This is a genomic window from Aestuariirhabdus litorea, from assembly GCF_003864255.1.
GTDB classification, from domain to species: domain Bacteria; phylum Pseudomonadota; class Gammaproteobacteria; order Pseudomonadales; family Aestuariirhabdaceae; genus Aestuariirhabdus; species Aestuariirhabdus litorea.
The window spans coordinates 1925349-1944861 of record NZ_QWEZ01000001.1; the positions used below are offsets into that span (position 1 = coordinate 1925349).

Here is a 19513-nt window from a genome sequence, read left to right on the forward strand (position 1 = left end):
GCTGCCGTTTTTGCTGGGTTGTCCCCCTTTAAACCCGGTCAGAGCTTCTTCAGGTGCTGGATCAGCTCCCCCGCCACCTGCTGGCCATCTCCATAGAGCATCTGGGTATTGTCCTGGTAAAAGAGCGCGTTCTCGACGCCGGAGAAACCGGTACCGGCCCCCCGCTTGATCACGATCACGTTCTCCGCCTTGGCCGCATCCAGCACTGGCATACCGTAGAGGGGGCTCGACTTGTCGTTGCGGGCATCGGGGTTGACCACGTCGTTGGCCCCGATCACCAGCGCCACCGTGGTGGTGGGGAAGTCCGGGTTGATTTCGTCCATATCGAAGATCTTGTCGTAGGGAACCCCCGCCTCCGCCAGCAGCACATTCATGTGCCCCGGCATACGGCCGGCCACCGGGTGGATGGCAAACTTCACCTTGACGTTGTTCTCCTCCAGCAGCTCCGCCAGCTCCCACACCTTGTGCTGGGCCTGGGCCACCGCCATGCCATAACCGGGCACGATCACTACCTGGCTGGCGTAGGCCATCATGATCGCCGCATCCTGGCTCTGGATCTCCTTCATGGATCCTTCGATCTCGCTCGCCTCCTTGGCCCCGCCACTCTGGCCGAACCCACCAAAGAGCACGTTCCACACCGAGCGGTTCATCGCCTTGGCCATCAGCTGGGTCAGCAGGGTACCCGCCGATCCCACCACCGTACCGGCGATGATCATGGCGGCGTTATCCAGCACATAGCCCTCCAGGCCAACCGCCAAACCGGTCAGGGCGTTGAACAGGGAGATCGCCACCGGCATATCGGCGCCCCCTACCGGGGTGGTGACAAACACCCCCAGCAGCAGCACCAGCAGGAAGAAAAGCAGCACCAGCAGGGTGCTGTCGGTGTCGAACAGTTTGACCCCCAGGTAGATCACCAGCACCAGCAACCCCAGGTTCACCCAGTGCTGTTGCGGCACCAGCGAAGTGCGGCGAAAACGACCGTCGAGTTTGGCCCAGGCCACCAGCGAACCGCTGAAGGAGAGGGTGCCGATAAAGGCCCCCACGATCGCCACGATCGCCACATCGCTGCTCAGCACCAGGCTCACCCCCGCGCCGGGGATCGCCTGGCTCTGGTTGATCGCGCCAAACAGCTCCACCGCCGCAATGGCGCCGGCCGCACCGCCGCCCATACCGTTGAACAGGGCGATCATCTGCGGCATATCCACCATCGCCACCGTTCGCCCCTTCTGCCAGGCATAACCGCCGCCCAGAATGATCGCCACCACCATCAGCAGGTAGTTGGAGACCCCGTGCAGGCTGGGGTCAAGGAAGGTCACCAGGGTAGCCAGCACCATCCCCACCCCGGACCAGAGGATGCCGCGCCGCGCCGTGACCGGCGAACTCATCTGCTTGAGCCCCAGGATAAAGAGCACCGCTGCCAGGAAGTAACTGGCCTGAATCAGGATAACCATCAGCCCTTACCTCCCTTGCTGCTCTTGAACATCTCCAGCATACGCTCGGTCACCACGTAACCGCCCACGGCGTTGCCCGCCGCCAGCAGTACTGCGATAAAGCCCATCAGCTGCTGCCCGAGGGTGGTGGCGTGTCCCAGGGCCACCATCGCCCCCACCAGCACAATGCCGTGGATAAAGTTGGAGCCCGACATCAGCGGGGTGTGCAGAATCACCGGCACCCGGCTGATCACCTCGTAGCCGGTGAAACCGGCCAGTAAGAATATGTAGATTGCAGCCCAGCCTTCGATCATGACTTGCCTCCTTCCAGACGCTCCCGTGCCGCCGCAAAGCGGATCTCACCATCGTGGGTCAGGCAGCTGTCCGCCAGCACCTGGTCCTCCCAATCGATCGACAGCTCCCCTTCACGAATCAGCAGTTTGCAGAAATTCAACAGGTTTTTGGCGAACATCTCGCTGGCGTGGATCGCCAGCATACTGGGCACGTTAAGGGGGCCATAAACGGTGACCCCGTTGTGCTCGACCTGCTCGCCGGCACGGGTCAGTTCGCAGTTACCGCCCCCCTCGGCCGCCATATCAACGATCACCGAGCAGGCGTGCATCGACTCCACCATCTCCGTACTGATGATTCGTGGCGAGGGGCGCCCGGGGATCGCGGCGGTGGTGATCACCACATCGGAAGCCGCCACCCGCGCCGCCAACACCTCCTGCTGGCGCTTCTTCTCCTCATCGGTCAGTTCCCGCGCGTAGCCACCCAGGCCATCGGCCGAAACCCCGGTATCGACAAAACGCGCCCCCAGCGACTCCACCTGCTCGCGCGCGGCCGAACGCACATCGTAGGCCTCCACGATCGCCCCCAGGCGACGGGCGGTGGCGATCGCCTGCAACCCGGCCACGCCGGCCCCCACCACCAGCACCTTGGAGGGGCGAATGGTGCCCGCCGCGGTGGTCAGCATGGGGAAGAACTTACCGGAGATGGAGGCGGCCATCAGCACCGCCTTATAGCCCGCCAGGGAAGCTTGGGAGGTGAGTGCATCCATCGACTGGGCGCGGGAGATGCGGGGTATCAGCTCCATCGAAAAGGCGGTGATGCCCCGTTCCTTCATGGCGAGGATTCCCTCGTCGTTGGCGTAGGGCGCCATAAAGCCGACACAGATCGTACCGGGCTTCATCAAAGCCACCTCCTCGGGGGTGGGAGGCAGCACCTTCAGCAGCACCTCGGCCGCTTCAAACACCTTCTTGCGCTGTTTGTAAAATTTGGCATCGCTGTAGAGCGCGTCGGCGTGTCCCGCCGATACCCCCACATCCGTCTCCAGCACCAGCTCGGCGCCCAACTGCTGCAGGCGCAACGCCACCTCGGGAACAATGGCAACCCGTCGTTCCCCCTCTTTGATCTCTTTGGGTACAGCCACCGATACCGCCATGCAGTCTCCTCCAGCCAGATAACACCAAATGCAAAGGTCGCCCCACGCAAAACACACACAGAGCGCAGGGAAAACAAGTCAGATAACACTATAGCAGCTGATTATGAGAGTGTTTTTTTTACCTCGGTTAACGATAAAAAAACGATCTCACCCCACGACGTTCAGCCTATTGGGCTCGGGCAACAAAGCGGCTATGCTGTTGGCACTTACTCATCGCCGCCTCGGGGCCCGATCCCGACCGCTGCCCTCAACATAAAAACAACAGGAGTCCCCATGAGTCACACGCAAACGATGGAGCATATCTTCACCATGGACACCTCCAGCATCAAATACGGTGCCGGAGCCACCCGTGAAATCGGCGAAGATATGAAGAACCTCGGCGCTCGCCGGGTAATGGTGGTCACCGACCCCAACCTGACCCACAACCCCGCCGTGGTTACCGTCATGGAGTCGCTCAAGGCCGCCGGACTGGATGCCGTGCTGTTCGACCAAACCAGCGTCGAGCCCACCGACCTCTCCTTTAAAGAGGCGATCGCCTTTGCGACCGCCGGTCACTTCGACGGCTACGTGGGGGTCGGTGGCGGCTCCAGCATGGACACTGTCAAGGCCGCCAACCTCTACGCCACCTACCCGGCGGAGCTGCTCGAATACGTCAACCCTCCGATCGGTAAGGGCACCCCGGTGCCTGGCCCCCTCAAGCCGATGATCTGCGTGCCCACCACCGCAGGAACCGGCAGCGAGACCACCGGAGTGGCGATCTTCGATTTTCTGGAGATGGAGGCCAAGACCGGCATCGCCCACCGCGCGCTGCGCCCGATCATGGGCATCATCGATCCCGACAACACCCGCACCATGCCCCCCATGGTGGCCGCCTGCACCGCGCTGGACCAGTTCAGCCACGCCATCGAGTCGATCACCGCCCTGCCCTATAACCAGCGCCCCGCTCCCGAGTCGCCGGCGCTGCGCCCCGCCTACCAGGGGGCCAACCCGATCAGCCATATCTGGGCCTGCAAGACCCTGGAGATGATCGCCAGCAACCTGGTACGGGTCACCAGCGATCCCGACGACGATGAGGCCCGTGGCCAGATCATGCTGGCCGCCACCTACGCCGGTATCGGCTTTGGCAACTCCGGCGTCCACCTGCCCCACGGCATGTCCTACCCGGTAGCGGGCATGGTCAAGGATTACCGCCCCGAGGGCTACGTCACCGACCACCCCACCGTGCCCCACGGCATGGCGGTGGTGCTTAACGCCCCGGCAGTGTTCCGCTTCACTGCCCCCACCAACCCCGAACTGCACCTGGAGTGCGCCCGGCTGATGGGGGTCGATACCCGCGGCGCGAGCGCTGGGGATGCCGGCGAGGTGCTCTCGGCGGGCATCGTCAAGATGATCCGCGACTGCGGCCTGCCCAACGGCCTCTCCGGCGTCGGCTACGGTCCCGAGGATGTGGACAAACTGGTGGCGGGCACCCTGCCCCAGCACCGGGTCACCAAACTGTCGCCGCGCCCCGCCTCGGCAGAGGACCTCAAGCAGCTGTTCCTCGACTCCATGGTGCTCTGGTAGTCGCCCCAGACCCGGGCCGGAGACTACCGGCCCGGGTTCCTGCGCCTCTCATAACGAGGTGATTGCGGTTTCGTTGAGCAGGCTGTGACCGAGCTTGAGGGAGAGCGCATTTTTGCAGGAGACCTCCTTGGGGGTGTTCTCGTTCGAGGCGGAGTTTTCCGCCAGCAGCCCCATGCGCGGGTAGGCTCCGGCCACCCCCTCACCGCAGAACAGTAAGCTCAGCTCCTCGCAGTTTTCGCCGAAGATGCTGTCGCACGCCGATTTCAGCAGCTCGATCCTGTCCTTTTCCGCTACGGGCGGTGATACGACTCCTACCCCTGCTCCCCTCGGGGCCGCTCCGCCACCAGTACCAGGAAGGGCCAGAGGGGGACGCCGATGCGGCGGCTGAACACCAGTTTGCAGCCCATTGACTCCAGCAGGGGGGCCACCTCCACCGGACGGCACCCCAGGGAGAGCGCCGGCAGCCGCCAGATCAACGCCTCCACCCGGGCGGCCAGCCATTTGAGCAGCGGTGAGCGGGGTTCGGTGGAGTGGACAATGGCGATGCAGCCACCGGGACGGGTCACGCGGAACAGCTCGCGCACCGCCTGCAGCGGGTCCGCCAGCGGACAGAGGCTGTAGCTGGAGAGCACCGCGTCGAAGCTGTTATCGGCGAAGGGCAGGCGGTGCATATCTCCATCCACCACCGCTACCCGCCCCTGCAGCTGTGCACGCTCGATGCGCTGGCGGGCCACCGCCAGCATGCCGGGGCTGCTGTCCAGCAGGGTCACACGGCCGGACTCCCCCACTCGTCGGGCCGCCCGCAAGCCGCTGGAGCCGGTACCGGCACCGGCATCGAGCACCCGGTCGCCGGGGGCCAGCGCCAGCTTCACCAGCAGCTCCCGCCCCCGCTGGTCCGAGCGGGCGGTGAGCAACGCATGCTGGCAGTCGTAGCGACGGGCGATCCGGTTATAGAGGCGGCGGAGACGTTGACTATCGAGGGCGGGTCGCACGGGGAATGCTCCAGGCGGTCGTCAGGTTAGAAGAACAGGCTCAGGGGATGGGGTCAGGCCAGGCGGTCGGCCAAAAGGGTATCAGGGAGCAGTGGGCAGCGGCCACTCCTCGATGCCGTAACGGGCCAGGATCTCCCGCAACTGTCCCGACTGATGCAGCGCCCGCAGGCCGCTGGAGAAGAGCTCGGCGTACTCCGCCGCTTTGGGGTTAGCGGGAGAGATCGCCATATAGGCGTAAAGCTCCCGGGTGCAGCCGACATTTTTCATCGCTAACCCCGGCTGGGTGCTGAGGCTGTAGCTGACCAGGTTCTCCTCCTCGACGAAGGCGTCCATGCGCCCAAGGGCGACCCGCCGAATCATGCGTTCGGTGAGGTTATCGCCGCTGTGCACCACAAACCATTGGGGGTGGGCCTGGATCAGCGGGTCCAGCGCCTCACCGTAGCTGTAGTTGCGGATAATGCCGGTTTTGCGATTGCGCAACGACGCCTCCCCCTCGAAACGCCACTCGCTATCGGGGAGTGCGAAGAAGCAGTAGCGGTTGCGTGAGACGGGCAACTCGGGAAACACAAAGCCGGGGGCTTCCTCCTTGAAGGTGGAGGGGGTGGCGGTGTAGAGCCCGGTGCGCACATTAACCAGGGCGCGACTGTAGTTCTCATTCACCAGGCGCACCCGGTGGCCGGCGGCGCTGAAAATGGCGCGAATAATATCGACGGCAAAGCCCTCTTTTTCCTCCCCCGCCTTGCAGCTGAAGGGGCACCAGTAGTCAGGAGAGGCCAGTACGATCTCATCGGCAAGGGTATCGTTGCGGGGCCACAGCAGGACCAGCGCCAACCCCACCAACGACAGGGCCAGGCGCCCACAGGTACGGGAGCCGAATAGGGGGGAAAAGCAGGAAAACAGCGTGGTCACGGTCCGTTGATCCAGAACAAAAGCATTAATAGAGGCAGCCATCCCGCTGCACGAGTGCAGCTTACAACCCATAGAAAGCCCCTATCAACCCCATACACAGAATGATTTAACCCCCTGTGCAGCGAGCACCTATAGTGTTTGTACGAGCAGAGCCCCCCGGGGGCTCACCCAAGCCATACCCAATCCGTCAGACGACGAGGAGATGATCATGGGCAGGAACAACAGCGATAATGCGGGCCAATGCCCCTTTATGCACGGATCACGCACCACCATGGGCGATCAGGGCACCGCCAACCAGCAGTGGTGGCCCAACCAGCTCAACCTCAAAATACTCCACCAGAACAGCGCCGAAACCAACCCGCTGGGGGAGGCCTTCGACTACCGCGACGCCTTCAACAGTCTCGATTACGAGGCCCTCAAACAAGACCTTAAGGCGCTGATGACCGATTCCCAGCCCTGGTGGCCCGCTGACTACGGCCACTACGGGCCCCTCTTTATCCGCATGGCCTGGCACAGCGCCGGCACCTACCGGGCGGGCGATGGTCGCGGTGGCGCCGGCAGCGGCGGCCAGCGCTTCGCCCCCCTCAACAGCTGGCCCGACAACGTCAACCTCGACAAGGCTCGGCGCCTGTTGTGGCCGATCAAGCAGAAGTACGGTAATGCCATCTCCTGGGCCGACCTGATGATCCTCACCGGCAACGTCGCCCTCGAATCCATGGGACTCAAGCCCTTCGGCTTTGGCGGCGGGCGCGCCGATACCTGGGAGCCCGAGGAGGATATCTACTGGGGCAGCGAGAAGGAGTGGCTGGCCGACGAACGCTACAGCGGTGAACGGGATCTGGAGGATCCGCTGGCGGCGGTGCAGATGGGGCTGATCTACGTGAACCCCGAAGGCCCCAACGGCAACCCCGACCCCTTGGCCGCGGCCCGGGATATTCGTGAAACCTTCAAACGCATGGCGATGGACGACGAGGAGACCGTGGCCCTGATCGCCGGCGGCCATACCTTTGGCAAGACCCACGGCGCCGGTGACGCCGCCCAGTTGGGGCCCGAGCCGGAAGCCGCCCCGATCGAGCTGCAGGGGCTGGGCTGGGCCAACAGCCAGGGCAGCGGCAAGGGGGTGGACACCATCTCCAGCGGCCTCGAAGGGGCCTGGACTCCCAACCCCATCCAGTGGGATAACGGCTTCTTCGACACCCTCCTTGGCTACGAATGGGAGCTGACCCGCAGCCCCGCCGGCGCCCAGCAGTGGACCCCCAAGGAGGCCGCGGCCAAGGGCACCGTGCCCGACGCCCATGACCCCAGCCAGCGCCACGCCCCCATGATGGCGACCACCGACCTGGCGCTGCGGGAGGACCCGGCCTATCGCGCCATCTCCGAGCGCTTCCACGCCAACCCGGACCAGTTCGCCGATGCCTTCGCCCGCGCCTGGTTCAAACTCACCCACCGGGATATGGGCCCCGTCGCCCGCTATCTCGGCCCCGAGGTACCCGGCGAATCCTTGCTGTGGCAGGACCCGCTCCCCCCCCTCGACCACCCACTGGTGGACAGCGCCGATATCGCCCGACTCAAGGCGCAGCTGCTGGAGAGCGGTCTCTCCATCTCTGAACTGGTAGCCACCGCCTGGGCCTCCGCCTCCAGCTTCCGCGGCTCCGACATGCGCGGAGGTGCCAATGGTGCGCGCATTCGCCTCGCGCCGCAGAAGGATTGGGCGGTCAATAACCCGGATCAGCTGGCGCGGGTACTGCCGGTGCTGGAGGATATCCAGCAGGCATTTAACCAGTCCCAGCAAGGGGGCAAGCGGATCTCCCTGGCGGACCTGATCGTACTGGGAGGCTCGGCGGCCATCGAGCGGGCTGCTCAACACGCAGGCATCGACATAGAGGTCCCCTTCACACCGGGCCGTACCGATGCCACCCAGGAGCAGACCGATGTCGAATCCTTCGCCTACCTGGAGCCGGTGGCCGACGGCTTTCGCAACTACCTCAAGGGGAGCTACCCGGTTCCCGCGGAGGAGCTGCTGATCGACCGGGCGCAACTGCTGACCCTCACCGCCCCGCAAATGACGGTGCTGGTGGGCGGGCTGCGGGTGCTTAACGCCAACAGCGGGCAGGCCCCGGAGGGGGTCTTTACCCACCGGCCCGAGACTCTCAGCAACGACTTTTTCGTCAACCTGCTGGATATGGGCATTGAGTGGACAACGGTGGCCGGTGAGGCCAACCGCTTCGAGGGACGCGACCGCGCCAGCGGTGAAACCCAATGGAGCGCTACCCGGGTCGACCTGGTGTTTGGCTCCAACTCGCAGCTACGCGCCCTGGCCGAGGTCTACGCCCAGGCGGATAACCAGGAGCGTTTTGTGCGCGACTTCGTGACCGCCTGGTGCAAGGTGATGAACGCCGACCGCTTCGACCTCAACTGAGGCTCCTGACCTACCCACCCCGGCTGGCGCCCTCCCCGGCGCCAGCCGATTCCGGCCCCATCCTCCGGGCCAGGTTCACAATCACTCAACGTCCAGCCCTCAACCGCTATCCCCCGCCTGCAGCAGCAGGTTTCCCAGGCGAACCACTTCATCCACTAACCCCGCCACCTGCTCCGGCGCGTGGCGCGCGCCGATGTAACAGGGACGGATCGCCAGCGCCTCCCCCACCCGGGTAGAGGTGGGCATAAAGCGATTCTCCCTCACCAACTGGCGCAGCAGCATCTGGTTGAAGGCGTTAAGGTCGTCGATACGCTCATCCACAAAGCGGAAGCAGCAGATCGACAGGGTGGGCTCCAGCAACAACTCCAGTTGCGGGTGGGCACGGGCGATCTCCGCCAGCTCGAGGGCCATGTCGTTGTGGCGCACGATGCGCTGGCGAAAGCCCTCGACACCGATCTCCCGGATCATGCTCCACACTACCACCCCGCGACAGGGGGCGCTGAGCTCCACCCCGAAGTCAAAGTAGGGGATGCCGAAACTGTCGAGGGAGTGGTCGAAACGCTCCGGCTCATCGCGCTGCATGCTGCCCTCCAGGTAATCGGCGGGCTCCTGGGTAAAGGCGCGCATCAGAATGTCGCGATCGCGCACAAAGGTGGCCGCCACCCCCACCGAGGCCCCCAGCCATTTGTGGGGATCGACAATCACCGAGTCGGCCAGTTCGAGGCCATCGTAGAGGACGCTTTTGCGAGGATCGAGAATACCCGGCAGGCCGTAAGCGCCATCGACATGGAACCAGACCCCCTGCGCCCGCGCCAGCTCGCCCATCGCCCTGAGCGGATCAATGGCGCCGGTGTTGGTAGTGCCAGCGTTGGCGACAATGGCCACCGGCAGGCGCCCCTCGGCGCGGTCCTCCGCCAGCGCCCGCTCCAGCGCCTCCACCCGCATCCGCCCGCTACCGTCGCTGGGGATGATGCGCACCGAACGGCGCCCCAGCCCCAGCACCCCCGCCGCCCGCTGGATGGTGTGGTGACACTGGTCGCTGGCGTAGAGGCACGCCGGGCGTTGCCCCCCGCGGCCCGTCATTCCCTCGCTGGCCGGGTCGATGCCAATCCCCTCAAAGGCCTGCTGGCGAGCGCCCCCCAGCGCCACCAGGTTGGCCACCGAACCACCGCTGCTGTAAACCCCCTTGAGATGGCCGATGCCCAGCATTTGTGACAGCCATTCGAGGGAGAGCTCCTCGACAAAGTTAAAGGCGGTGAGCATATAACGCTGGGGGGAGCTGACCGAGGCGGCGGTCAAGGCCAGGGTACTGGCGGTCACCCCGCCGGTGGTGATGTAGCCGCTGAAACCCGGATTGGGAATGGCGGAGGCGTGGGCCACCAGGGTGTCGATCAGCGCCCGGTTGACCGCCTCGATCCCCTCGCCGCGCTCGGGGAGCGGTCTATCGAGCTGCCGCTTCCAGTCGACCCCCGACTGCAGGGCGTCGGGGTGGGTGAAGTTGAGGTAGTTATCCAGCGCCGCACCCAGCTGCGACAACAGCGCCTGCAGGTGGCCGGTTTCAGCCAGCTCTCTGTCCACGGTTAGATCCTCCCAAAATCCGCTCGTGCAGACCCCGAAGTATAGGTGGTGGCCGGGGATTGCCGCACAGCAGCGACAGGATTGATGGCATCCCTGCCCCGGGATCGCGCCTCCCTGACTACCGAAGCGGGCCAAAAACCGGCACACTAGCGCCTCCATCCATCACCCGACCCGATACCCCGCCCGCGATGAAACTCAGCCAGATCCACCACCCCCTAAGCAAAACCCTCGCCCTCAGCATCGACGACTGGACCCTCAACCCCACCGAGCAGTGGGCGCTGGTGGGCAGCAACGGCTCGGGCAAGAGCCTGGTCGGGCAGCTGCTGAGCGGTGACCTTAAGCCCGCCCGGGGATCGGTGAGCGGGCGCCCGCCCCACGTCGGCTACGTCTCCTTCGAGAAGCAGCAGGCGCTGCTGGAGGCAGAGCGCTACAAGGACGACACCGACTTTCTCGACCGCGTCGATACCGGCACCCCGGTGCGGGAGCTGGTGCAGCAACGGGTCCGGGACGAGGCGCGCCTCAACGAGCTGGCCAATCTGCTGGGGATGACCGAGATCCTTGATCGCGGCTTTCGCCTGCTCTCCACCGGTGAGACCCGCAAGCTGCTGCTGGCCCAGGCGTTGATGGAGCAGCCCGACCTCTTGGTGCTGGATGAGCCCTTCGACGGCCTCGACCAGGCCTCCCACGCCAGCGTCGAGACACTCATCAGCCGCCTGATGCGCGAAGGGGTGATGGTGGTATTGCTGCTCAACCGCTTCAGCGAACTGCTGCCGGAGGTGACCCACCTCGCCTACGTGAGCCAGTGCCAGTTGCTCGCCCAGGGCCCCCGCGAAGCGCTGCTGGAGGGGGGCGCGTTGGAGACCCTGCACCGTTTCCACCAGCTGCCCGACACCCTGCCCCCCCGGGACCCGTCCCAGGCGGTCAATCCGCCACCGGCCGACCAGCCGCTGGTGAAGATGAACAACATTCGTGTCAGCTATGCGGAAAAAACCATTATTGAAGGTCTCGACTGGCAGGTCGATGCGGGCCAGCACTGGGCGGTACGCGGTCCCAACGGCTGCGGTAAGACCACCCTCCTGAGCCTGGTCAGCGGTGACCACCCCCAGAGCTACGCCAACGATCTGCGCCTGTTCGGTATCCAGCGCGGCAGCGGCGAGAGCATCTGGGAGATCAAGCAGCATATCGGCCTCGTCTCCTCCAACCTGCAGCTCAACTACCGGGTGCCGATCAGCGCCCTCAACATGATCATCTCCGGCTTTTTCGACACCATCGGAGTCTACACCCAACCCTCCGACCGGCAGCGGGAGCTGGGGCGGGAGTGGCTGCGGCTGATCCACCTGGAGCACCACGCCAATACCCCCATTGCCCAGCTCTCCTACGGCGAGCAGCGTATGCTGCTGATCGCCCGCGCCATGGTCAAGCACCCACCGTTGCTGATCCTCGACGAGCCCTGCCAGGGGCTCGACGAGATCAACCGGCAGATGGTGCTGGCGCTGCTCAACCAGATCGGCCAGCTCGGCGAGAGCACCCTGCTGTTTGTCAGCCACCATGATGAGGATTACCCCGATTGCATCAACCACCGGTTGGAGTTTGTGCCCAGGGGGGATGGGGGCTTTAGCTATCGGCAGCCTTAGCGGCTGATTGGCTTTAACCGCGCAGGAGCCCCCCCCAACTCTCGTCGGTTTGGAGGGTGCGGGGCACTTAAGGCAGGTGTCAGGGAATAGTCCGCTATCTCTATTTGGCGTGGATATAGAGCTGCTTGATGTTGGATCCGCTTTGATTGCGCTCCTCTATGAGGAAGATATCCTTCTTCGCTTTCACCAGGTCGGATAACTTTTTAAAGCCGAAATTGCGTGAATCAAAATCCGGTTGTAGCTTGGTTAAATAGCTGCCAAAGGTGCCTAACTGAGCCCAACCATCATCATCGCTGGACTGCTCGAGGGCATCGAGCATGAACTGTTTGGGAAAGCTGTTTTTCTCCCTCGCCTGCCCCTGTCCTTTGGAGTCCGTTACCGTTTTAGCCTCCCGACCTGAACCCTGATCACTGGTATCGGACTCCTTCTTGGCCGACGGACGAAGCACTTCGGTAAAAATAAACTTATGGCATGAATTCCTGAACGCATCGGGGGTTTTCTTCTCTCCAAACCCCAGCACGGTCAGCCCCTCTTCCCGCAGCCGCATCGCCAGCCCGGTAAAATCGCTGTCGCTGGTGACCAGGCAGAAGCCGTCAAACTTTCTCGTATAGAGCAGGTCCATCGCATCGATAATCAGGGTACTGTCGGTGGCGTTTTTGCCCGTTGTGTAGGCAAACTGCTGAACCGGCTTGATGGCGTATTTCTGCAACACCTTCTTCCATGAAGCGCTGGTGGGAGCGGTAAAGTCACCATAGATTCGCTTTACCGTGGCCTCCCCAAAGCGCGCCACCTCTGCCAAAAGGCCGTCAATAACAGCCGCCTGGGCATTATCCGCATCAATCAAAACAGCCAGCCGAACCGAGGGCTCCTCGGACTCGTTTTTTACAATCAATCTTGGAGATACCATAACCTTTCCTTACCTGTGTTCCCGAAAACCCACCCGCCTTTGGCCCACCCAGAATGGGAGCACTCCCTTAATCTGGAGCCGGTGGTTGTGATGTTAATGCTTCACGCTCGCTACAGACACTCTACAGCATTCCAAAGCGCACCACATAGACGACCGGTGATGACGCGGCGGTGTCGCCGTTAAGCCAGAGTGCGTTTGATGGGCTACCCAGGGTCAAGCTTGCCGGAGGCCGGTGCTGTTACAGAGGCAGAGTTCCCGCGCAATCTACGCCTTGCTCTTAAGGTAGCGCCTTCGGCGCAATGGGTTTTGCCTTGCGGCAGGCATCCTGTCGGGAGGCACCCCGACCGGTGCCTTAAGGGGGCGACCAGCGCCCCCTTAAGAATCCCCGCTGGCTCCACCAAACCGGCCTGCGGCTGCGCGCGTCACTGCTTCCGCTATCGGGCGTGCCGAGCGGGCCTGATCGGACCATTCCCCCACTGCTCGCCGGCTTGGAGGGTGAATGGGGTGTCACCTGCGGGTTTCTTTATTGGGCCAGTAGGCCGCTGGAATGATGTAAGGACTGCGAGCAGGCAAACCTTGTATTTGTGGAGCGACTGCGGAGCAATAGGCGCATTTCAAGAAGCCATCTCGCTTTGTGAAAAGTGCGTGCACCCTTTGCACGTCCGTATTTAAATAAAGCTAACGATATCAGTGCGTTATAAGCCTGACGGAGGAGATATAGAGATCAAGCAGCGGAGATACACGCCCGGGTCGCTTTTCACATGGCGAGTTCTGTGAAAAAGAGTACTTTTCTCATATAAGTCAAAGGGGTACGCTAGACCTAATCAATCAGACGCTCGGGGAAAAGTGCTCGGGTCGTTATACAAATGTTATGTGTAAAAGGAACGTCTGAGCAGCAATGGCAGAAACGAGAAAAAGCGAGGAAGAGGAGTGGCTTGAGAATTACAGGAAGGAGCTCGAGCAGCAAAATAAAATGATGCTGTCTAAGTACGAAAAAGTCATTGAAGATTTTGTGCAGCATTGCAAATCAATCAATGTTGCTCTTGATTCTGAGTCATTCACATTTACTCCAACTATAGGGGTTGTTTGCGAACACCCAAACATCCTTTCTAAGTTGGTGCCATCTTTAACGCAAGACAAAGAAGGGCTTTACTCCTGGGGAGAGCTATCTACATACCTTAAAATCAACGGTTGCAATCCCGGCTATTTTTATGCTCAAAACTTTATGGCAATGGTAAGTCCGGTATTTCGAAGGGGAATGCATGGCGTAAACAATTGGGATCCGAGATTCATCGATGAGTTTTGGGGTCTAAGCATGGAGGGTATAGAAGCATATTTAAGCCTTGATCTTAACCGAGTTAGGGTCAACGTAGATAATTCATGCTATATGGAGGCAGATACTTGGTTCGGCGCACCATTTAACGAAGATATTGCTAAAATTGCAGATGGTGTTAGCCATCTTCGACCACCATCCGATCTGGATGAGAGCTATTTAGATTTCCTGTTTAAAGATGCTTATGCTTTGGACATTTGTTGGAGCACAAAAGGGAGCATCAAGTCATTCCAAGCTCTAGAATTCAAAGGCCCGAAGAACGTTATTCAGAAAAACGGTGATACTTTCCACCCGGTTCGGTACATACACGCTGAGTATGACCTAAACAAATCTGAATTCAGGCATTTTGATGGGGCAACGCAATATCATACTCCCGAGGAATATTTGGCAAGAAGGGATTCAAATTTCAGGCACAATGTCAAAGAAGATATGAAAATTAAGCCTGAATCAATTAAGTCATTTAAATTAAACGGTAGCGTATCTGTCGAGTTGTGGACAAAATTGTCCTCCCACTTTTTCGCCAGCAATCCGCTGATTTATGAGTATTTTTCGGGCAGCTATCCGCCTCATTTAGTTGATACTTTAGAGAAAATAAGGGCGCGTAGTGAAGGCAATACATAACAATACCATAAACACGAACGTCAAAAAGCTACGCTGCGCTTCGCTTTTTGCCTCCGGTTATGGCTGGCGTTAACCCTCCAACGTGCATTCGCACAATGGCCTTACACCCTCCAAGCCGGCAAGGAGCTGGTTCTGCTATCGAAATAGGCCCGCAGGGGCGAGGGGATGATGAACGGGAGGTTCGACTTCCGCGGAGGCCATGGACGGCCTAAAGCGCAGCCGAAGGCCGGGTTGGTGGGGCCAGCGGGGATTCTTAAGGGGGCGCTGGTCGCCCCCTTAAGGCACCGGTCGGGGTGCCTCCCGACACGATCCCTGCCGCACGGCAAAACCCTCGCGCCGAAGGCGCTCCTAGAGCCCTCCCAGGGCTGCTCGGATGTCGTGCTAAAGCCCGACCCACGATAAATCCAGCAACCCCTCAGCCCGCTGAATCAACACCGCCTCTCCCCCCTCCGCATCCCCCCGCACGGCGTACCACAGCAGGGCCAGCAGCTGGTTGAGCCAGAGGGCCTGGGTGAGGCCGCGCTCGCACTCATCGGCGCAGAGCCCCTGCCAGGCGGGCAGGGTGCGAAGTTCTGCGGCGCTGACGCTGAATTCACGATTGAGGGCGGCGCCATCGAACCAGGGGTTGCCGCGGGCGGCGTACTCCCAGTCGAGCACTACCAGCTTGCCGGGGGCGCCGCAGAGGTTGCCGGGGTGCAGGTCGTGGTGGGTCAGCAGGCGGGGCAACGGCGGCAGCCGGGTCAGCAGCCGCTCGCCGCGATTAAGGAGCTCGGCCCACAGGGGGTTGCCCCCCAGCGCGGGGCGGTAGCGCGCCAGCAGCTCGGCGTCCTCCTCGGCGGGTAGTCCTTCGATTCCATCTAACGTTTGCCACTGGGCCACCGCCCGCAGCAGATCGGATTTGTGTGCGGTTGACGGATCGCCGACAGGCGCACCCTGATTCTGACCGTGATCGCGCATCAGGCACCAGCCCTGTTGCCAGGGGTTGTGCAGCACCTGCGGGGCCCAGGGGTAGCCCTGCAGCCGCGCCAACACGGCGGCCTCCACTTCCCGTAATACCCCCACCGCCTTGTCGGGGCCGGCGTTGAGGCGCAGCACCAGGGGCTGCCCTTTATAGGAGGCACAATAGAGGCGGTTGCTGGAGCCCGCGGGCAGGGGGTGCCAGTCGGGCGACCCACCCAGATAGGCCGCCACCTGCCGCAAGCGGGGGTCATCACGGGCTTCGGGCGGCGCGGCCGCGCTCATGGCGCCTCCTGGGGGAGTAGGATAGAATCGTCCGACGTCTTATCGGGGTGTCCGGGGCGCGGGGAGTTTTCCAACGCATCACCGGGCTGAGAGTGTAACCCGTAGAACCTGATCCAGTTAACACTGGCGGAGGGAATAGGTCGCGCTGTAGTTGCCTTAAGTGGCCTGCGCGCGCTCCCTCGCCACAGCGAGGACCGCATGCCACGATCTCTCCGGCCGCTTCTGGCGGCGCTACTCCTGCCCCTGCTCACCACCCTGGCGCTGCCCACCAGCGCCGCCGAGTTGCGGGTCTACACCTACAGCTCCTTCGTATCGGACTGGGGGCCGGGGCCGGCCCTGAAGCAGGCCTTCGAGCAGCAGTGTTTCTGCACCCTCGAGTTCGTCAGTGCCGAGGATGGGGTGAGCCTGCTTAACCGCCTGCGAATCGAGGGGGCCAATACCCGCGCCGACCTGATGCTGGGACTCGATGACGCGCTCACCGATATCGCCCGCAGTGAAGCCCTGGTGCAACCCCACGGCCTCAGCCTGCCTCCCCTCCGGCCTGAACTCCAATGGAACGACCCGGCCTTTGTTCCCTACGATTTTGGCTACTTTGCCTTTGTCTACAACCGCGAGTCGGTCACCCGCCCTGCCCGTTCCCTGAAGGAGCTGATCGACTCCGACGCCCGCATCATCTACCAGGACCCGCGCACCAGCACGCCGGGACAGGGGCTGCTGCTGTGGGTCAAGGCGGTCTACGGCGAGCAATCCGAGGCCGCCTGGCAGCGCCTGGCCAGCCACACCCTGACCGTCACCAAAGGCTGGTGGGAGGCCTACAGCCTCTTCCTGCAGGGGGATGCCGACTATGTGTTGAGTTACAGCACCTCCCCCGCCTACCACAGCGTCACCGAGCAGGATGAACGCTACCGGACGGCGCTGTTCAGCGAGGGCCATATTGCCCAGATCGAGGTGGCCGCCATCAGCCGTTACAGCCAGCAGCCCGAGCTGGCCCGCGACTTTATGCGTTATCTCCTGACCCCCGAGGCGCAGGCGATCATCGCCACCCGCAACTGGATGCTGCCGGTGATCGAGGGGGTAACGCTGCCGGAGGCCTTCGATCACCTGATCCAACCCCGGCGCATCGGCTTCAGCCCCGCCGAGATCGCCCGCCAGCGCCCGGCCTGGATTCGCGAATGGCGCCGCGCCGCCTCCCGCTAGCCTCCCCGCTACGCCCCGGCCTGCTGCTGGCAGGCGGGCTGGCGCTGGCGGGCTCACTGGGTGTGACCCTGCTGGCCTTCGCCGGGCTGATCGGCTTCAGCGCCAGCGGCCCGGACTGGCGCCTGCTGCAAGACCCCTACTTTTACCAGGTCCTGCGCTTCTCACTGTGGCAGGCGCTGCTCAGCAGCCTGCTGGCGGTGCTGCCCGCCTGGCCCATCGCCCGTGCCCTCTACTACCTGCCCCGGCTGCCGGCGCGGCGCGCCTTCCTGGGGCTCTGCCTGCTCTACTTTGTGATGCCCACCCTGATCCTGATCACCGGCCTGGTGGCGCTGCTGGGCCACGCGGGGCTGCTCTCCCCCCTGATCAGCCATTTCACCGGCAGTGCCTGGAACCTCTACGGCCTGGGTGGGATTGTGCTGGCTCACCTGCTGCTCAACCTGCCGCTGGCGGTGCGCCTGCTCTACCTGCAACTGCAGGCGATCCCCGCCAGCAGCTGGCAGCTGGCCCGCCAGCTCAAGCTCGGCCCCCGGCAGAGGCTGCGGCTGATCGAGTGGCCCGCCCTCAAGGGAAGGCTGTGGATGCTGCTGGGGCTGGTCTTTATCCTCTGCTTCAACAGCTTTGCCATCGTGCTGGCGCTGGGGGGCGGCCCCCAGTCCACCACCCTGGAGGTGGCGATCTACCAGGCCCTGAAATACGACTTCAACCCCGCGGAAGCGCTGACCCTGGCCTGGGCCCAGCTGCTGATCGCCGGCGGCCTGTTCCTGCTGGTAATGCGCCGGGGGGGCAGCCACTGGCTGTCGCCGGACACCGACACCCGCCCGCCGCTGCCGCGCCCCGCCCCCGCCGCCCGGCTGGGGTTTCAGCTGCTCTACTACGGCAGCTGGCTGCTGCTGTTACTGCCACTGGGGGCGCTGCTGCCGGCGCTGGTGCGGCGCGGGCTGCCGCGGGTCGGGGCCAGCGAGCTGCTGCTACCCACCCTGCTCAGCCTGGCCCTGGCGCTGGCGGCGGCGCTGGCCGCCACGGCGCTGGCCTACCTGGTGCTGCAGCCGCTGCGCGCCGCCCGGCGCCGGGGGCAGTCGGGACGCGCCCTGCTACTGGAGTGGCTCGCCACCCACCAGCTGGTGACCCCGGCCATGGTGCTCTCGGTAGGGCTCTTTATCCTGTTGCTGCCCCATCCCGGCCTGCTGCGCTGGGGGCTGCTGTGGGTGGCACTGCTCAACGCCCTGCTGGTGCTGCCTTTTGCGGTGCAACAGCTCAAGCCCCGGCTGCTGCAGTTTGACCAGCAGTACGCCCCCCTAGTGACACAGCTGAAACTGGGGGGGCTGGCGCGCTGGCGGGTGGAGTGGCCCTTTATGCGCCCGGTGCTGGCCGCCAGTTTCGCCCTCGCGCTGGTGCTGGCGCTGGGGGATGTGGCGATCTTCGCCATCTTCGGCGACCCGGCCCGGCCCACCCTGCCCTGGCTGATCTACGGCTACGCCAGCAGCTACCGCATCGCTGAGGCCAGCCTCGCCTCCCTGCTGTTGCTGCTGCTGTGCGCCCTCGGCCTGTGGGGCATCGGCCGCCTGCAGCGCCCTGCACCGCTGGCCCCGCCCGCCGCTTCTGCCCACCCACCCCCTACCTCCGGAGACGCTCCCCATGCTTGAGATTCAGCAACTGGTCGTGGAGCGCGACGGGCGCCCCCTGCGCTACGAGCTGCAGCTGGAGGCCGGGCAGATTCTGGCGATCCAGGGGCGCAGCGGGGTGGGCAAGAGCAGCCTGTTGAGCGCCATCGCCGGCTTCCTGGCGCCACAAAGCGGCCGTATCTGCTGGCAGGGAGAACGTATCGACCCGCTGCCGCCGGAGGCACGCCCCGTCAGCCTGCTGTTCCAGGACCATAACCTGTTTGAACACCTGGGGGTGTGGGACAACCTCCGCCTCGGTTTCAAAGGCCCCGCCCCGGAGCAGGCCCTGCGGGAGGCGGCCATCGCGCTGGAGGTGGAGGCGCAGCTCAACAAACGCCCCGCCGAGCTGTCCGGCGGCCAGCGCCAGCGCATCGCCCTGATCCGCACCCTGCTGCGCCCCGAACCCCTGGTGCTGCTGGATGAGCCCTTCGCCGAGCTCGACCCCTATACCCGCGAACTGGCGGTCCGCTGGACCGCCGAGCGCAGCCGGGCACTGGGCAAGACCCTGCTGCTGGTCACCCACCAGGCCGAGGAGGCCGAGCGCCTGTCCGACCGCCTCTGGCACATGGAATAGTCGCGGACA

Annotated in this window: 16 protein-coding genes and 1 riboswitch; of the genes, 7 read left to right on the top strand and 9 right to left on the bottom strand. The window is 63.5% G+C overall.

Annotation, left to right across the window (positions count from 1 at the left end):
* Window positions 1-38: 38 nt before the first annotated feature.
* Genes D0544_RS08930 through D0544_RS08940 form a run of 3 tightly spaced genes read right to left on the bottom strand, consistent with a single transcriptional unit; the run spans window position 39 to window position 2874 of the window.
* Complete coding sequence (locus tag D0544_RS08930) at window positions 39-1451, bottom strand: NAD(P)(+) transhydrogenase (Re/Si-specific) subunit beta (protein WP_125015599.1); 1413 nt, start codon at window positions 1449-1451, stop codon at window positions 39-41.
* Window positions 1451-1744, bottom strand: coding sequence for an NAD(P) transhydrogenase subunit alpha part 2 (locus tag D0544_RS08935; protein ID WP_125015600.1), 294 nt, complete (start codon window positions 1742-1744; stop codon window positions 1451-1453). Before D0544_RS08935 ends, D0544_RS08930 begins: the two co-directional genes overlap by 1 nt.
* Complete coding sequence (locus D0544_RS08940) at window positions 1741-2874, bottom strand: Re/Si-specific NAD(P)(+) transhydrogenase subunit alpha (RefSeq protein WP_125015601.1); 1134 nt, start codon at window positions 2872-2874, stop codon at window positions 1741-1743. Before D0544_RS08940 ends, D0544_RS08935 begins: the two co-directional genes overlap by 4 nt.
* Window positions 2875-3147: 273 nt before the next feature.
* On the opposite strand from D0544_RS08940, the gene D0544_RS08945 reads away from it, so the two are divergent.
* Window positions 3148-4437: a hydroxyacid-oxoacid transhydrogenase gene (locus D0544_RS08945; RefSeq protein ID WP_125015602.1), complete on the top strand. Its 1290-nt coding sequence runs from the start codon at window positions 3148-3150 to the stop codon at window positions 4435-4437.
* 48 nt (window positions 4438-4485) lie between these two features.
* On the opposite strand, the gene D0544_RS17155 is transcribed toward D0544_RS08945, so the two are convergent.
* From D0544_RS17155 to D0544_RS08955, 3 genes are all read right to left on the bottom strand, one after another.
* A complete protein-coding gene (locus tag D0544_RS17155) occupies window positions 4486-4632 on the bottom strand; it encodes a hypothetical protein (protein ID WP_164880881.1) in 147 nt (48 codons plus the stop codon).
* 116 nt (window positions 4633-4748) lie between these two features.
* Window positions 4749-5429 (bottom strand): methyltransferase domain-containing protein, encoded by a 681-nt coding sequence (locus D0544_RS08950; RefSeq protein ID WP_125015603.1) that lies wholly within the window; start codon window positions 5427-5429, stop codon window positions 4749-4751.
* Window positions 5430-5510: 81 nt separating this feature from the next.
* Window positions 5511-6338 carry a substrate-binding periplasmic protein gene (locus D0544_RS08955; protein WP_164880882.1) on the bottom strand — a complete coding sequence of 276 codons (828 nt, stop codon included), beginning with the start codon at window positions 6336-6338 and terminating at the stop codon, window positions 5511-5513.
* 208 nt (window positions 6339-6546) lie between these two features.
* Between D0544_RS08955 and katG the strand changes: the two genes are divergently transcribed.
* Window positions 6547-8757 carry a catalase/peroxidase HPI gene (gene katG, locus D0544_RS08960; protein WP_125015605.1) on the top strand — a complete coding sequence of 737 codons (2211 nt, stop codon included), beginning with the start codon at window positions 6547-6549 and terminating at the stop codon, window positions 8755-8757.
* Window positions 8758-8856: 99 nt separating this feature from the next.
* Here katG and D0544_RS08965 read toward each other — a convergent pair whose 3' ends face one another.
* Window positions 8857-10335, bottom strand: coding sequence for a pyridoxal phosphate-dependent decarboxylase family protein (locus tag D0544_RS08965; RefSeq protein WP_125015606.1), 1479 nt, complete (start codon window positions 10333-10335; stop codon window positions 8857-8859).
* A gap of 188 nt (window positions 10336-10523) precedes the next feature.
* On the opposite strand from D0544_RS08965, the gene modF reads away from it, so the two are divergent.
* A complete protein-coding gene (modF, locus tag D0544_RS08970; RefSeq protein WP_125015607.1) occupies window positions 10524-11969 on the top strand; it encodes a molybdate ABC transporter ATP-binding protein ModF in 1446 nt (481 codons plus the stop codon).
* A 100-nt stretch (window positions 11970-12069) separates the two neighbouring features.
* Here modF and D0544_RS08975 read toward each other — a convergent pair whose 3' ends face one another.
* Entirely contained in the window at window positions 12070-12876 is an 807-nt protein-coding gene (locus tag D0544_RS08975; RefSeq protein ID WP_125015608.1) for an NYN domain-containing protein, read from the bottom strand.
* 898 nt (window positions 12877-13774) lie between these two features.
* On the opposite strand from D0544_RS08975, the gene D0544_RS08980 reads away from it, so the two are divergent.
* Window positions 13775-14830, top strand: coding sequence for a hypothetical protein (locus D0544_RS08980; protein ID WP_125015609.1), 1056 nt, complete (start codon window positions 13775-13777; stop codon window positions 14828-14830).
* Window positions 14831-15211: 381 nt separating this feature from the next.
* Here D0544_RS08980 and D0544_RS08985 read toward each other — a convergent pair whose 3' ends face one another.
* A complete protein-coding gene (locus tag D0544_RS08985; RefSeq protein WP_125015610.1) occupies window positions 15212-16072 on the bottom strand; it encodes a phosphotransferase in 861 nt (286 codons plus the stop codon).
* Window positions 16073-16105: 33 nt separating this feature from the next.
* Window positions 16106-16224, top strand: a riboswitch (TPP riboswitch).
* A 46-nt stretch (window positions 16225-16270) separates the two neighbouring features.
* Here D0544_RS08985 and thiB point away from each other — a divergent pair.
* Genes thiB through D0544_RS09000 form a run of 3 tightly spaced genes read left to right on the top strand, consistent with a single transcriptional unit; the run spans window position 16271 to window position 19504 of the window.
* On the top strand, window positions 16271-17269 hold the full coding sequence (gene thiB / locus D0544_RS08990) for a thiamine ABC transporter substrate binding subunit (RefSeq protein ID WP_125015611.1): 999 nt from the start codon (window positions 16271-16273) through the stop codon (window positions 17267-17269).
* Window positions 17245-18912, top strand: a complete 1668-nt coding sequence (locus D0544_RS08995; RefSeq protein WP_125015612.1) for an ABC transporter permease subunit — start codon at window positions 17245-17247, stop codon at window positions 18910-18912. Before thiB ends, D0544_RS08995 begins: the two co-directional genes overlap by 25 nt.
* Complete coding sequence (locus D0544_RS09000; protein ID WP_125015613.1) at window positions 18905-19504, top strand: ATP-binding cassette domain-containing protein; 600 nt, start codon at window positions 18905-18907, stop codon at window positions 19502-19504. The genes D0544_RS08995 and D0544_RS09000 overlap by 8 nt, the downstream gene beginning before the upstream one ends.
* Window positions 19505-19513 lie beyond the last annotated feature (9 nt).